The 13,665-nt window shown below is 63.1% G+C and carries 11 protein-coding genes and 1 pseudogene; 7 read left to right on the plus strand and 5 right to left on the minus strand.

The genetic code is table 11. The features are described from left to right. Positions 1-155: 155 nt before the first annotated feature. Positions 156-1,487, minus strand: coding sequence for an ATP-binding protein (locus ACODSV_RS21750; protein ID WP_150055738.1), 1,332 nt, complete (start codon positions 1,485-1,487; stop codon positions 156-158). After that, positions 1,484-2,224, minus strand: a complete 741-nt coding sequence (locus ACODSV_RS21755; protein ID WP_150055739.1) for a response regulator — start codon at positions 2,222-2,224, stop codon at positions 1,484-1,486. The genes ACODSV_RS21750 and ACODSV_RS21755 overlap by 4 nt, the downstream gene beginning before the upstream one ends. Before the next feature lie 317 nt (positions 2,225-2,541). Between ACODSV_RS21755 and ACODSV_RS21760 the strand changes: the two are divergent. Continuing rightward, positions 2,542-2,976 (plus strand): annotated as a pseudogene (locus ACODSV_RS21760) (thioredoxin family protein); the annotation flags it as partial. Between the two features lie 35 nt (positions 2,977-3,011). Here the strand turns inward: ACODSV_RS21760 and ACODSV_RS21765 are convergent. Further along, on the minus strand, positions 3,012-4,412 hold the full coding sequence (locus ACODSV_RS21765) for an aminotransferase-like domain-containing protein (protein ID WP_150055740.1): 1,401 nt from the start codon (positions 4,410-4,412) through the stop codon (positions 3,012-3,014). A gap of 144 nt (positions 4,413-4,556) precedes the next feature. On the opposite strand from ACODSV_RS21765, the gene ACODSV_RS21770 reads away from it, so the two are divergent. The 5 genes from ACODSV_RS21770 (at position 4,557) to ACODSV_RS21790 (ending at position 10,797) form a co-directional block, all read left to right on the plus strand. Further along, positions 4,557-5,198: a LysE family translocator gene (locus ACODSV_RS21770; protein ID WP_150055741.1), complete on the plus strand. Its 642-nt coding sequence runs from the start codon at positions 4,557-4,559 to the stop codon at positions 5,196-5,198. A 71-nt stretch (positions 5,199-5,269) separates the two neighbouring features. Then, positions 5,270-6,328 (plus strand): diguanylate cyclase, encoded by a 1,059-nt coding sequence (locus ACODSV_RS21775; RefSeq protein WP_150055742.1) that lies wholly within the window; start codon positions 5,270-5,272, stop codon positions 6,326-6,328. Between the two features lie 47 nt (positions 6,329-6,375). Beyond that, positions 6,376-7,605 carry a M20/M25/M40 family metallo-hydrolase gene (locus ACODSV_RS21780; protein WP_150055743.1) on the plus strand — a complete coding sequence of 410 codons (1,230 nt, stop codon included), beginning with the start codon at positions 6,376-6,378 and terminating at the stop codon, positions 7,603-7,605. Positions 7,606-8,362: 757 nt separating this feature from the next. Beyond that, a complete protein-coding gene (locus ACODSV_RS21785) occupies positions 8,363-9,223 on the plus strand; it encodes a pirin family protein (RefSeq protein WP_024074929.1) in 861 nt (286 codons plus the stop codon). 128 nt (positions 9,224-9,351) lie between these two features. Then, entirely contained in the window at positions 9,352-10,797 is a 1,446-nt protein-coding gene (locus ACODSV_RS21790) for a mechanosensitive ion channel family protein (protein ID WP_024074930.1), read from the plus strand. Between the two features lie 5 nt (positions 10,798-10,802). Here ACODSV_RS21790 and ACODSV_RS21795 read toward each other — a convergent pair whose 3' ends face one another. Continuing rightward, positions 10,803-11,240 (minus strand): Rrf2 family transcriptional regulator, encoded by a 438-nt coding sequence (locus ACODSV_RS21795; RefSeq protein ID WP_024074931.1) that lies wholly within the window; start codon positions 11,238-11,240, stop codon positions 10,803-10,805. A 143-nt stretch (positions 11,241-11,383) separates the two neighbouring features. Between ACODSV_RS21795 and ACODSV_RS21800 the strand changes: the two genes are divergently transcribed. Continuing rightward, a complete protein-coding gene (locus ACODSV_RS21800) occupies positions 11,384-12,268 on the plus strand; it encodes an NAD(P)/FAD-dependent oxidoreductase (RefSeq protein WP_150095225.1) in 885 nt (294 codons plus the stop codon). A gap of 35 nt (positions 12,269-12,303) precedes the next feature. Here ACODSV_RS21800 and gudD read toward each other — a convergent pair whose 3' ends face one another. Next, complete coding sequence (gudD, locus tag ACODSV_RS21805) at positions 12,304-13,653, minus strand: glucarate dehydratase (protein WP_069076418.1); 1,350 nt, start codon at positions 13,651-13,653, stop codon at positions 12,304-12,306. Positions 13,654-13,665 lie beyond the last annotated feature (12 nt).

The following is a 13,665-nucleotide window of genomic DNA, read 5'->3' on the forward strand; positions in this document are numbered from 1 at the left end:
ATCATGCTCCAGCTTCAAATCAATAACCGTGTTGCACTCAGCTTCTGCAACCGCCGCGTGATAAGTAATTTAGGTGAAGCGGTCTTTGTCCGTGGTGGCAGTTTAGTATTTGCCATATGTGGAGGATCGTGAGGTGTCGACCAAGCCCCTTCGCATTATAAGTCTTTGCGCGGCCGACTGACTGGCCGACCCAGGCGAATCTCGGCACACAACCCGCCGCCCAGACGATTGCTCAAGGTCAGCGTCCCGCCAATCGCCACCACCAGTTGTTGCGCAATTGCCAACCCCAGCCCCGTGCCGCCGGTGCCACGATTGCGTGAGTTTTCCACCCGGTAAAACGGCTGCAGCACTTGCGTCAGTTCACCCTCGGCAATCCCGGGGCCGCGGTCCAGCACCTTGATCGACAGTTCGCCCGTCGCCGTAACGCCCACTTCCAGCTCGGCACTGCCGGCAAATTTCAGCGCGTTGTCCACCAGGTTGACCAACACGCGGCGCAGTGCGTGGGGGCGGGTGTCGAAGACCCGAGCGCTTCTGCCAGACAGGCTGACGTGCTTGTTCATGTCCTGATAGTCAAACACCAGGCTGTCGAGGAATGCGTCGAGGTTGATACGTGCACTGGCCTCGGTGGCGCCGTGCACGCTGCGCGCGTAGGCCACGCCTTCGCGCACCAGATGCTCCATTTCGCCGAGGTCGCTCCACAGTTTGTCGCGGTCGGTGGAGTCTTCCATGAGTTCGGCGCGCAGTTTCATGCGGGTGATGGGGGTTTGCAGGTCGTGGGAAATCGCCGCAAGGATCTGCATGCGTTCCTTGAGGTACTCGGCAATGCGTTGCTGCATGGCATTGAACGCGACCGCGGCGTGGGCGACTTCGGTGGGGCCGGTTTCGTCCAGGGGCGTCGGGTGGGCGTTCGGGTCGAGGGTTTCCACGGCGCGGGCCAGACGGGTCAGCGGGCGGATGGCCAGGCGCACGGCCGCCCAGGTACAGCCGAGCAGCAGCGCCAGTTGCAGGACCAGCACCACCGGCAACCAGTGAGCAACGGGCGGGGCGGCGGGGCGTACGTCGAGGGTGATCGGGTTGCCATCAGCCAGCGTCAGGTGCGCCTGAAAGTGTTTCTGTAGGCCGGGGATCGTGCGCAAGGTCAGGGTGTAATGCTCGCCCAGGGCATGCCTGATCGACGCGGCCGCCATTGGTATGTCATCGCTGTTCATCGGTTCGCCGCTTTCGCCGGCATTGAGCAGGTAGCGATAGTTCTGCCGGTCCAGGCGCGGCAGCCAGCTGGCGCGCTCATTGGCGGGCAGGCGGTCGAGGATTGCCACCGAGGTGGCCACATCGTTTTCCAGATTATCCAGCATCGTGGTGCGCGCGCTGATATAGCGCTCGTAGAACTGCGCACTGAAGGACAGGCCATGGGCACACACCAGGCTGACCAGAAAGATCAGCGACAACTGCGACGCCAGCGTGCGTGGCCAACCGAGGCGCCACTTCATTGTCCGGCCCCGAGGATTTCCACCGGCAGGGAGAACACATAACCCTCGCTGCGCACGGTCTTGATATAGGCCGGTTCGCGGGCATCATCCAGCAGGCGCTGGCGCAGGCGGCTGACCAGCAGGTCGATGGAGCGGTCGTATAGGTCCGCGTCGCGACCCTGGGTCAGGTTGAGCAACTGGTCGCGGTTGAGTACCCGTTGCGGGTGATCCAGGAACACGCGCAGCAGGCGATATTCCGCGCCGCTCAGGGCCACCTGGGTGTCGTCGGTATCGAGCAGATGGCGCGCGGTGGTGTCCAGGCGCCAGCGCCCGAAACGGATCAGGCGCCCGGTTTCGCTGACCACCAGGTTCGGCGGCAGCATGCGCGTGCGGCGCAGCACCGCGTTGATCCGGGCCAGCAGCTCGCGTGCGGCGAAGGGTTTGACCAGGTAATCATCCGCGCCCATTTCCAGGCCGATGATGCGGTCGGTTTCATCGTTGCGCGCGGTGAGCATCAGCACCGGCGTGCCCTTGTGCTTGCCGACCCGCAGTTCCCGGCACAGCTGCAAGCCATCGTCGCCGGGCATCATGATATCCAGCACGATCAGGTCCACCGGGGTGGTGTCGAGGAAGCTGCGCATCTGGCGACCGTCGCCGACCACGCTGGTGCGCATGCCGTTTTTCTTCAGGTAATGACCGAGCAGTTCGCGGATCTCCCGGTCGTCATCCACGATCAGGATGTGATCGACGTGGTCCATGCTGTTTTCCTCAGGCAGTCATTATTGCTGCGCAGTCTAGTCACTGCCCGGTGCCTTGCCTTGTGCCCTTTGTATGCCAGTGTATCTGGCGATAAGCAGATACACGGTGAGGCTAAAATACCGATACCGCGGGCTTTTTTCGACACAATCCGGATACCTCGCGCAGGCTCAATGGACGTCATCGAACACCTGCCGAGGACGCTGTGATGAAGACCCGGACCATCTGCTGTTTATTCGCGAGCCTGGCCCTGGCCGCTGCCTTATGTTACTTGCTGCCCAAAGCCGTCGACGCCGAGCCTTTCAGCCAGTCCAACCCGACCATGCCGTCCCTGGACGGTGCCGTGGCCTGGCTCAACTCAGCGCCGCTTGATGCGGCCGCGCTGAAGGGCAAAGTGGTGTTGGTGGATTTCTGGACCTACGACTGCATCAACTGCCAGCGCAGCTTGCCGTACGTGAACCAGTGGGCGAACAAGTACGCCAAGGACGGCCTGGTGGTGATCGGCGTGCACACCCCCGAGTACGACCACGAAAAAGTGCTGGATAACGTGCGTCAGCAGGTGAAGAAACTGGGGATCGGGTACCCGGTGGCTATCGATAACGACTTCAGGATCTGGCAGGCGTTCGACAACCAGGCCTGGCCGGCCCATTACTTCTTCGACGCCACCGGCAAAAGGCGCTACAGCCATTGGGGAGAGGGCCGTTATGACGAGCAGGAGCAGGTGATCCAGACACTGTTGGAGGAAGCCAGGGCGTTGCGTCCGGCTGCACCTGGCACGGCTGGGGCGCGTCACGCCTTGAGCAGCAGCGCCTCGAACAGCTGCCGCACCTGCGCTTCATCACTGTGGGCGACATTGAAGCGCATCGAGTCGCGATGGGCCGGGTCGTAGCCGAACAGTGCGCCGGGCGCCAGCACCATGCCTTGCTTCAATGCGACCTGGGCCAAGCGCTCGCCGTCCACACCGGCGGGCAGGCGCGCCCAGATGAACATCCCGCCTTCATACCCCATCGGCAGTTCACAGCCACACCGCTTGAGCCATTGCTCCACGCGCCCACCGGCCTCCGTCAGGCGCTGCACCATGCGCTTGCGATGTTTGGCGTAGCTGCCTTCGCTGAGCATGCGGTAGACGATCTGCTCGAACAGCTCGGAGGTCACGCCGCCGCTCATCAACTTCATGTGGGTCAGGTTCGCCGCCAATTGTGGCGCCGCCACCACGTAGCTGACGCGGGTGTTGGCGCTGAGGATCTTGGAGAAGCCTGACAGGTAGGTGACCTGGTCGAGCCCGGCGAGGGCGGCCAGGCGGGGCGGCGGGTTGGGGTGAAGGTCGCCGTAGAGGTCATCCTCGATGATATGGCAGTGGTAGCGCTGGGTCAGTTGCAGCAGGCGAAACGCCTGGCCGGGGCTGAAGGAATGCCCGGTGGGGTTGTGCAGCACGCTGGTGGTCAGGTACAGGCTGGGGCGGTGCTCGGCCAGCAGCTGTTCGAGGGCGGCGAAGTCGAAACCGTCGGGACGACGTTGGATCGTCAACACCTTGACCCCGTGCAGGGCCAGGTTGGCGTGGAAGTTGAAGTAGCACGGTGCGTCCAGCAGCACCGTGTCGCCGGGGCGCGCGAGCAGGCGCATCAGCATGTCCAGGCCTTGCACGGTGTTGGGGGTGGTGATGATTTGCTCCACCGGTACCGACAAGCCTTCGCCGTGCAGCTTATGTTGCAGCGCCTGGCGCAACGGCAACAGCCCGGCCGGCGTGCCCAGCCCGGCGATACGCAGCGATGGCGCACGTACAACGCTGCGCATCGCCTGGCGAATCGCCTCGCTGTCCAGCCAGCTTTCCGGTAAGTGGCCGCCGCCGGGGCGCAGGTCGCTGCCGGCGCTGACCAAGGGCCGTCGCAACACACTGAGCAGGTCCTGGGGCAGCAGGTCGACCCAGGCCGCCGAGGCGGGGCGGGCGGTGTCCATCGCCACGAAGAAACCGCGGCCTTGGCTGGACGTCAGCAGGTTGCGCCCGCGCAGGCGATCCAGCGCTTCGTTGAGGGTGAATTTGCTGACGCCCAGGGTCTCGGTCAACTCACGTACCGACGGCAATTTGCTGCCGGGTGCCCATTCGCCTTGCTCGATGGACTGGCTGAACGCGTCGACAATCTGCTGCACCTTGGGGGTGCCGTCGACAAAAGCGATGGGGGTTACCAACATAAGGCTTCCTTGTCTTTGCCGGTCATTTTACCGGTGAAGTTCGGGCGAATTAGGCATTACTTTACCTGCCTTGCGCAATGCCGCTGTCCTAGACTGCGCGGCATCCGGCCCATCTGCGGCTGTCTGATCCCAGGAGCCAGGGCCATGACCAGCGCATTGACGCTATCTTCGTTTCTCTACTTTCTGTTGTTTTGCACCACCCTGACGTTCAGCCCAGGCCCCATGACCCTGTTGCTGCTGAGCCTGGGCTTGAAGGGCGGGTTGCGCAATTCGATCCCGGCGCAGGTCGGTGCCAGCGTGTCGTACCTGATCTCGATCCTGATCTTCGCCGTGGGGTTTTCCGAACTGATCAAGGGCAACCTGGCGATTACCCAGGGCATCCAGATTGTCGGCGTGGCCTATATCCTCTACCTGGCCTACAAGCAGTGGACCAGCAACGGCCTGCCAATCGACACCGCCGGCAGTGTCGAGGGCGCGCGCGGCCTGTTCGGCAAGGGCTTGCTGACGGGGTTTTCCAACCCCAAGACCCTCATTATGTTCAGCGCCGTGTTCCCACAATTCGCCGGGGCAGGGGAGCACCGCTCGACGACGGACATCGCCATCCTCGGGCTGACCTTCCTGCTGCTGCAATGTGCCAGCGGTTGCCTGTACTGCTATTTCGGCCAGCGCATCCGGCACGTGCTGGAAAACCCCCGGCGGCGGGTGTTGTTACAACGGGTCACGGCCGCGCTGTTGCTGGGGGTGGCGTTGATGCTGGCGCGGGGTTTTTCCCCGGCAGGGCTGTAAGCTTATAAGCGGTAGTGGCGTATTGCCGCCGCCCTGATAGACTCCAGGCATTCATATAGGATCATCAGAGCATGCCGGCCGCCGGAGGAAAGGGATTTCCGCTCGCTACACGCTTGTATAAATCCCGCACCCTGGGGCTGACGCTCGGCTTTGTGTGCGTGGCGTTTGGCATGTATCCAGTGAACCCGCCCCTATGGGTGTGGGTCTGGATGATCCTCAACGCCTTCGTATGGCCGCACCTGGCCTTTCAGTCCACATTGCGCGCGCCCCAGGCCCTGCGCAGTGAACGCCGCAACCTTCTGTTCGACTCCTTTTGCGGCGGCTTCTGGGTCGGTGCCATGCACTTCAACCCGCTGCCCAGCGTCACCACCCTGTCGATAATGACCATGAACAACGTCGCCATCGGCGGCCCGCGTTTCATGCTGATGGGCTGGGTGGCACAGGGGCTGGGGATTGGCGTATCACTGCTGATATTCACCCCCGCGTTCATTGCCTTGACCACGCCGGCACAGCTCTATGCGTGCCTGCCGATCCTCATGCTTTACCCGCTGGCCCTGGGCTGGATCTGCTACCGCCAGGCCTTGAACCTTGCACGGCATAAGCGTGAACTGCTGGCCCTGAGCCGCACCGACAGCTTGTCTGGCCTGCTCAACCACGGCGCCTGGAAGGACCATCTGGAAATCGAGTTTCAGCGCTGCCGGCGCGAGCAGCAGGGCGCGGCCATTGCGTTGATCGACATCGATCATTTCAAGGTGATCAACGATACCTACGGCCATGTCACTGGCGATATCGTCCTGCGCCAGCTCAGCAAGGTGCTGCGCCAGAACCTGCGTGTCGCCGACCTGGCCGGGCGCTACGGCGGTGATGAGTTCTGCGTGATCCTGCCGGGCATGCCGCTCAACCGTGCCACCGAAGTGATGGACGCCCTGCGTGATCGCTTCAACGCGCTGGCCTACGCCCAGGACCCGACCTTGCGCGCCAGCTTGAGCATCGGCCTGGCCCCTTATCAACTCACGCATGCCGACTCCACCAGTTGGCTCAATGATGCTGACCTGGCGTTGTACGAAGCCAAGAGCAGCGGGCGCAACTGCGTCAGTGCGGTGCAGGGGGCTTGGTTGCGGTCGGTCTAGTGGGGTAGGGTGTGGCGTAACCTCCCTATAAAAACAAGGACCGTTGCATGCTTTTTACCTTCCCCCGTACCCTTCTGGCCGCGACCCTGGCCTTGTCCTTCACGTTCCCGGCCTACAGCGCCGAACCCCATAAACAGATCCAGGCAGACGCCGAACAGTACAAGGCCGATGCCCTGAAACTGCTGGAGCGCCTGGTGAATATCGACTCGGGCTCCGGCTACGGGCCGGGCCTGACCCAGGTCAGCGACATTGCCGTCGATGAACTCCAGCAGTTGGGCTTCAGTATCGAGCGCGTGCCGGATGCGGCCGCCAACAGCAGCCATGTGATTGCCACCCTCAAGGGCACCGGCAAGGCCAGGATCCTGCTGATGGCCCACATGGACACCGTATTCAAGGAAGGCTCCGCTGCCGAGCGCCCGTTCCACATCAAGGACGGCCGCGCCTATGGCCCCGGCGTGATGGATGACAAGGGCGGCATCGTCGCCGGTATCTACGCACTCAAGGTCCTGAAAAACCAAGGCTTCAAGGACTATGCGCAAATCACCTTCCTGCTCGACGCCAGCGAAGAAACCGGCTCCGACGCCGCCTCCGAGCTGATCCGCAATACCGCCAAGGCCCACGACGTCACCCTGAACCTGGAACCCGGCCGGCCGGCGGACGGCCTGGTGGTATGGCGCAAAGGCAGCGCCACCGCGGTGGTCGAAGTCAAAGGCAAGGCCGCCCACGCCGGCGTCGCCCCGGAACTGGGACGCAACGCCGCCATGGAAGCCGCGCATCAGATCCTGCAACTGGGCAAGCTGGGGGATGAAGAGAAGAAAACCACCATCAACTTCACTGTGATCAAGGCCGGGGATCGCACTAATGTCATCCCCGATCAAGCCATCGCCAAGGCCGACGTGCGCGCGGCATTACCTGAAGAGTTCGATCGGATCGAAAAAGATCTGGCACGGGTGTCGGCCAACAAGTTGATTCCCGAGACGCAAGTGAAGACCAGTTTGCAACGCGGCTTGCCGCCGATGCCGCAGACACCGGAGTCAGACAAGTTGGTGGCGATTGCCCAAGGGATTTATGCGGAATTGGGCAAGCAGTTGACGATTGAAGGCAGTGGTGGCGCGGCGGATGCGAGTTTGTCGGCCGGGGTCGGGACACCGACGTTGGATGGCTTTGGGATTGTCGGCGGCAACATTCATACGCCTGAAGAATATGCGGAAGTGGAAAGTGTCGCGCCGCGGGTCTACTTGCTGAGCCGGATGATCATGGAGCTTTCAAAGGGCTGACCGGGATAGGCGCTCATCCGTTCAGTGTGGGTGAGCCCCTCTTAACCGATGATCGCATCTCCCCTGTGGCGAGCAAGCTTGCTCGCGTTGGGCTGCGCAGCAGCTCTGAAGCAAACAACGCGATTGACCTGAACATCCCCATCGCCTGGACTGGGGCCGCTTCGCGGCCCAACGCGAGCAAGCTCGCTCGCCACAGGGGGGCGGTATAGCCTTGGAGAGCGGTGTCCCGGAAGGCTATCCGGCCGTCAAGTGGGAGGTTTCGACACTTATCTGCTTCTCCCGCCCCAGCACCAGGCTGCACAGCGCCGGCAAAAACAACAGGGGTCAACACGGTGCCCACCAGGACTCCGCCAATCAGCACATAGGCCAGGGATGACCAGCCCTCGGACTATTTCCCTGTCGGATGCCCCGGCGCCTTCCCGACGCGCGATGCAGACCGTCGGTTTCACCTGAGCCCTGCGCAATATCACGCGGCGGATTGTGGTGATGAGCGTGACAGTGCCAACGGTTGGCTAAGAGGGGGATGGGGTAGGCATGACCTTTGGCGGCTTGTCGTTGAGCTATTTACGTGACGGCAGTAGCGCGCCGATTGGGCGGGTCCAAGCGTGCCAGGTGTTGGCGGCGTATAGGGCTTCCCCATTGGCACGTGAGCGCCGGGTCAGTGGATTGTCCTATACGTAGAACGAACCAAGCTGCTTTCACCGGCTAGTACTTCAGCTTATGCCGACTTATGGTGTAGGCACTTTGGAGGACCACCATGAAGAAACTGATCGGCATCTACACCAGCCCCCGCACCCATTGGGTCGGCGATGGCTTTCCGGTGCGCACGTTGTTTTCCTACGACACCCTGGGCAAGCACATCAGCCCATTCCTGTTACTGGACCACGCCGGCCCGGCCGATTTCACCCCCACTGAGCAACGTCGCGGCGTCGGCCAACACCCGCATCGCGGTTTTGAAACCGTGACCATCGTGTATGACGGCGAAGTCGAACACCGTGATTCCACCGGTGCCGGCGGCAAGATCGGCCCGGGCGACGTGCAATGGATGACCGCCGCCAAGGGCATCCTCCACGAGGAATTCCACTCCGAAGCCTTCGCCCGCAGCGGCGGGGCACTGGAGATGGTGCAACTGTGGGTCAACCTGCCAGCCAAGGACAAGATGGCCGACGCCGGCTACCAGACGATTCTCGACGGTGATATTCCGCTGTTGCCGTTGGCCAACCAGGCCGGGCAATTGCGCCTGATCGCCGGTGAGTTTGCGGGCACCCAAGGCCCGGCGCGCACCTTCACGCCCATCGATGTGTGGGACCTGCGCCTGCATGCTGGCAAGGCGCTCAGCTTGGACCTGCATGCCGGACGCAACACCGCCCTGGTGATCCTGCGCGGTACAGTGCTGGTCAATGGCCAAGAGCTTGCGCGCCAGGGGCAATTGGCAGTGTTCGAGCGTGACGGTACCCAACTGACCTTGGAGGCCAATGACGACGCCAAGGTGCTGCTGCTCAGTGGCGAACCCATCGACGAGCCGATCGTTGGGCATGGTCCCTTTGTGATGAACACCGAGCAGGAGATTCATCAGGCGTTTGCCGATTTCCAATCGGGTAAGTTCGGGCGGATGTAGCACTGACTCAAAGGTGACGCCAAACCTGATGTGGGAGCGAGCGTGCTCGCCCTCACATTTTGTTCTGCGCTATACCCCGCATCCCCATTTCATGCGATCTTCCCGTCATTCACCCTGGAGTCGCCTGGATGCCCTCATTTATCGCTGATCACCCGATGTTATGCGCGCTGGCGCTGATCTTTATCGACATCGCCGTATGGCGCCTGATTTCCGCCAACCTGGCCAACTGGAAGCTGGCGGCGCGGCTGGTGATCTTCGCGGTATTCAGCGCCGTGCTGTTCAACGACGGCATGAACCCCATGCAGTTGGCGCCTTATGCCGACAACACGGCCTTGCACCTGGCGGCCACCGCGTTGCAGATCGGCTGGTGGCTGTTCGCCGCGCGGACCCTCACGGTGTTGCTCGGCACCTTGATGATGCAGCGCGTCGGGCATACCGGGCGGTTGTTGCAGGACTTGATGGGCGCGGTGATCTTCTTGATCGCGATCATCGCCGCCATGGCCTATGTGCTCGACCTCCCGGTCAAGGGCGTGCTGGCGACTTCCGGCGCGGTGGCGATCATTGTCGGCCTGGCCTTGCAAAGCACCTTGAGTGATGTGTTTTCCGGGATCGTGCTCAATACCACCAAGCCCTACCAGCTGGATGACTGGATCTCCATCGACGGTACCGAAGGCCGTGTCACTGACATCGATTGGCGCGCCACGCGGCTGCAAACCTCCCAGGGCAGCATGGCGGTGATTCCCAACTCCCTGGCGGCCAAGGCCAAGATCATCAACTTTTCGCGCCCGGCGGATATGTTCGGCTTGTCGGTGTGCCTGCAAGTCAGCCCTCATGCACGCCCGCAAACGGTGATCGAGGCGCTGGAGCGCGCGATGCAAGGTTGCCGGCCGCTGCTGGCCAAGCCCGCGCCGAGCGTGGCGTTCAAGACCTCGGCCAGTGGGGGCGTGGAGTACGAAATCAGCGGGTTCGTGCCGGCGATGCCGCTCAAGCGCGAGGTGCGCAACCAGCTGTATGACCTGGCCTTCCGGCATTTGCAGGCGGCGGGCGTGGGGCTGTTGTCCGCCACTGAAAGCAGCGCGCCGCCGGCGGTGTCCGGTGCGCGGGCGTTGCTGGAACGCTCGTCGATTTTTTCCACGTTGCGCCAGGAAGAGAAAGACACCTTCAGCCAGAACATGACCCTGCACAGCTACCGTGCCGGTGAAATGATCCTGCCGGCGGGGGAGGTCAGCGACCATTTGTTTATCGTGGAATCCGGCGTGGTCTCGGTGATGCTGGTCAAGGGCGGGCACAAGTTCGAGGCCGGGCGCATGGGGCCGGGGGAAGTGATTGGCGAAGCCGGGATCTTGTCCGACGAGGCCACCCCGGCGGACTTCTCCGCCAAGACCTTCTGCACCCTGTACCGTATCGAAAAGGAATACCTCAAGCCGTGCCTGGATGCGCGGCATGACATCGGCGAAGCGATGAAAGCACTGCTGGATTTCCGCATCCATGCTGCGCAGGTCATGACCCAGGAGTCGCCGGTGGTGCCGGCGAAGAAGGGGTTCCTGCAGTGGTTGCGCAAGCGCGGGTTATAACGCGATCAGGGCGCCATGGCGATGCGGTAGCGCTCGTCAAAGTCATCTGCCAGTTGCGCCAATGTCACATCGCCCAAGCGCGCCAGCAACAAGGCCTGGGCCTGGTCGAACGCGTCGGTCAGCGCCGCGTTTACCGCCTGCTCCACCAGGCATTGCGGGTGATCGGTGGATAGGCCGATGGCAAAGATCGACGGCGTGCCCAGCGCGTTGTGAATATCCAGCAAGGTGATTTCACTCAAGGGCTTGCCCAGGGTCCAGCCACCCTGATGGCCTTTTTCCGAACGCACATAGCCCTTTTCCTTGAGCAGCCCCAGCGTGCGTCGCACCACCACCGGGTTGGTGCCGAGCATCTGCGCGATGGTCTCCGAGGTGGCGCGCGCTTCATGGCGGCCCATATGGATCAGCACATGCAGCATGCGCGAGAGGCGGGTGTCATTTCTCATCAAAAACCCTCAAGTCGATTCGGTCGGGAGTATCGTTCGTAACCTAAAAAGTTGCGAGACACTTGACGCGGTATTTTTACGTAACTTATGGTGTGTCGTGAAAGCGCACGGACCACCGCGCGCGCCAACACGGGGTCACTTCCATGATGCACGACGTCATTATCGTGGGCGGCAGCTACGCCGGCCTGTCAGCGGGCCTGCAACTGGCGCGGGCGCGGCGCAAGGTGCTGGTGATTGATGCGGGGCTGCGGCGCAATCGGTTTGCGGCGACCTCCCACGGCTTTCTCGGCCAGGACGGCCAGGCGCCTGGGATTATCGCCGCCGAAGGTCGCAGCCAGTTGATGGAGTACCCGACGGTCACCTGGGTGCAGGACAGCGTGGTCCAGGCGGAGGCGGAGCAGGGCGGTTTCAGCGTGCGCACCCAATGCAATGGGGGGTTCCAGGCCAAGCGGCTGATCCTGGCCACCGGAGTGGTGGATGAATTGCCCGGCATTGACGGCTTGCAGGAGCGCTGGGGCAAGCGGGTGTTCCATTGCCCTTATTGCCATGGCTATGAGCTGGGCCAAGGGCGCATCGGCGTGTTGGCCACCTCGCCGCTGGCGATGCACCATGCCCTGATGTTGCCGGACTGGGGCAGCACGACCTTGTTCACCAATGGCGTGTTCACGCCGAATGCCGAGCAACAGGCGCAGTTGGACCGGCGCGGTGTCAGCGTGGAAAGCGCAGCCGTGACGCGCATCAGCGGTGAGCGTGCCGACCTGGAACTGGCTGACGGCCGAATCGTGCAGTTGGATGGGGTGTTCATAATGTCGCGGACCCGGCTCAGCCCGTTGGCCGAACAACTGGGCTGCGGGCGCGTCGACGGCCCCACCGGTCCTTACCTGCACACTGACGAAACCCGCCAGACCTCCGTGGCCGGCGTGTTTGCCTGTGGCGATGCGTCACTGGCCGCCGGTTCCGTGGCGTTGGCGGTGGCCGAGGGCGTGCGCGCCGGGGTGGGCGCGCACTTCTCGTTGATCAACGGTTGACGCCACTCGGGCTGTCACTTTTCGCGGGCATCGGCTCAGCGCACCAGGCAGGGGCGTTTGTTATCGAAGCTCCAGCCGGGAATCAGGAACTGCATGGCGACGCTGTCATTGCGCGCGCCCAGGCCCATGCCCTTGTAGCGTTCGTGGGCGTGGGCCACGGCGTCCATGTCGATCTCCACCCCCAGGCCCGGCTTGGCGGGCACCTGGATATGGCCGTCGACAATCTGTAGCGGCGCCTTGGTCAGTCGTTGGCCGTCCTGCCAGATCCAGTGGGTGTCGATCGCGGTGATATCGCCCGGTGCGGCGGCGGCCACCTGGGTGAACATCGCCAGGGAAATATCGAAGTGATTGTTGGAGTGCGAGCCCCAGGTCAGGCCCCATTCATGGCACATCTGCGCCACGCGCACCGAGCCTTGCATCGTCCAGAAGTGCGGGTCGGCGAGGGGGATGTCCACCGATTGCAGCTGGATCGCGTGGCCCATCTCGCGCCAGTCGGTGGCGATCATATTGGTGGCGGTCGGCAGGCCGGTGGCGCGGCGGAATTCGGCCATGACTTCGCGCCCCGAGTAGCCGTTTTCCGCGCCGCACGGGTCTTCGGCATAGGCCAGCACGTGATGCTGGTCGCGGCACAGGGCGATGGCTTCCTTGAGGGACCAGGCGCCATTCGGGTCGAGGGTGATGCGTGCGTCGGGGAAGCGCTCGGCCAGCGCGGTGACCGCTTCGATTTCTTCGGCGCCACGCAGCACGCCGCCCTTGAGCTTGAAGTCGTTGAAGCCGTACTGGGCCTGGGCGGCTTCGGCCAGGCGCACGATGGCATCCGGGGTCATGGCCGGTTCGTGACGCAGGCGGAACCAGTCGTCCGCGTCGGCTTCGCTGCGGTAGGCCAGGTCGGTCTGGTGGCGGTCGCCGATGTAGAACAGGTAGCCGAGCATCTTCACTGCATCGCGTTGCTGGCCTTCGCCCAGCAACGCCGCTACCGGCACTTCGAGGAACTGGCCGAGCAGGTCGAGCAGTGCGGCTTCCATGGCGGTGACGGCATGGATGGTGATGCGCAGGTCAAAGGTTTGCAGGCCGCGCCCACCGCTGTCGCGGGCGGCAAAGGTGCGGCGCATGGCATTGAGGATGGCCTGGTACTGGCCGATCGGCTTGCCGATCACCAGGCTGCGCGCGTCTTCCAGGGTTTCGCGGATGCGTTCGCCCCCCGGTACTTCGCCTACGCCGATATGCCCGGCGCTGTCCTTGAGGATCACGATGTTGCGCGTGAAAAACGGCCCATGGGCGCCGCTGAGGTTGAGCAGCATGCTGTCATGGCCGGCCACCGGGATCACGTCCAGGTGGGTGACGACCGGAGCGTGGCGGGCGTGGTGCTGATGTTCTGTGTTCATGAAAACGCTTCC

Source organism: Pseudomonas sp. FG86 (assembly GCF_057808775.1).

Bases quoted from the DNA above. Each gene is read 5' to 3' on its own strand.
- ACODSV_RS21750 (WP_150055738.1), bottom strand. From the start codon at position 1,487: ATGAAGTGGCGCCTCGGTTGGCCACGCACGCTGGCGTCGCAGTTGTCG.
- ACODSV_RS21755 (WP_150055739.1), bottom strand. From the start codon at position 2,224: ATGGACCACGTCGATCACATCCTGATCGTGGATGACGACCGGGAGATC.
- ACODSV_RS21765 (WP_150055740.1), bottom strand. From the start codon at position 4,412: ATGTTGGTAACCCCCATCGCTTTTGTCGACGGCACCCCCAAGGTGCAG.
- ACODSV_RS21770 (WP_150055741.1), top strand. From the start codon at position 4,557: ATGACCAGCGCATTGACGCTATCTTCGTTTCTCTACTTTCTGTTGTTT.
- ACODSV_RS21775 (WP_150055742.1), top strand. From the start codon at position 5,270: ATGCCGGCCGCCGGAGGAAAGGGATTTCCGCTCGCTACACGCTTGTAT.
- ACODSV_RS21780 (WP_150055743.1), top strand. From the start codon at position 6,376: ATGCTTTTTACCTTCCCCCGTACCCTTCTGGCCGCGACCCTGGCCTTG.
- ACODSV_RS21785 (WP_024074929.1), top strand. From the start codon at position 8,363: ATGAAGAAACTGATCGGCATCTACACCAGCCCCCGCACCCATTGGGTC.
- ACODSV_RS21790 (WP_024074930.1), top strand. From the start codon at position 9,352: ATGCCCTCATTTATCGCTGATCACCCGATGTTATGCGCGCTGGCGCTG.
- ACODSV_RS21795 (WP_024074931.1), bottom strand. From the start codon at position 11,240: ATGAGAAATGACACCCGCCTCTCGCGCATGCTGCATGTGCTGATCCAT.
- ACODSV_RS21800 (WP_150095225.1), top strand. From the start codon at position 11,384: ATGATGCACGACGTCATTATCGTGGGCGGCAGCTACGCCGGCCTGTCA.
- gudD (WP_069076418.1), bottom strand. From the start codon at position 13,653: ATGAACACAGAACATCAGCACCACGCCCGCCACGCTCCGGTCGTCACC.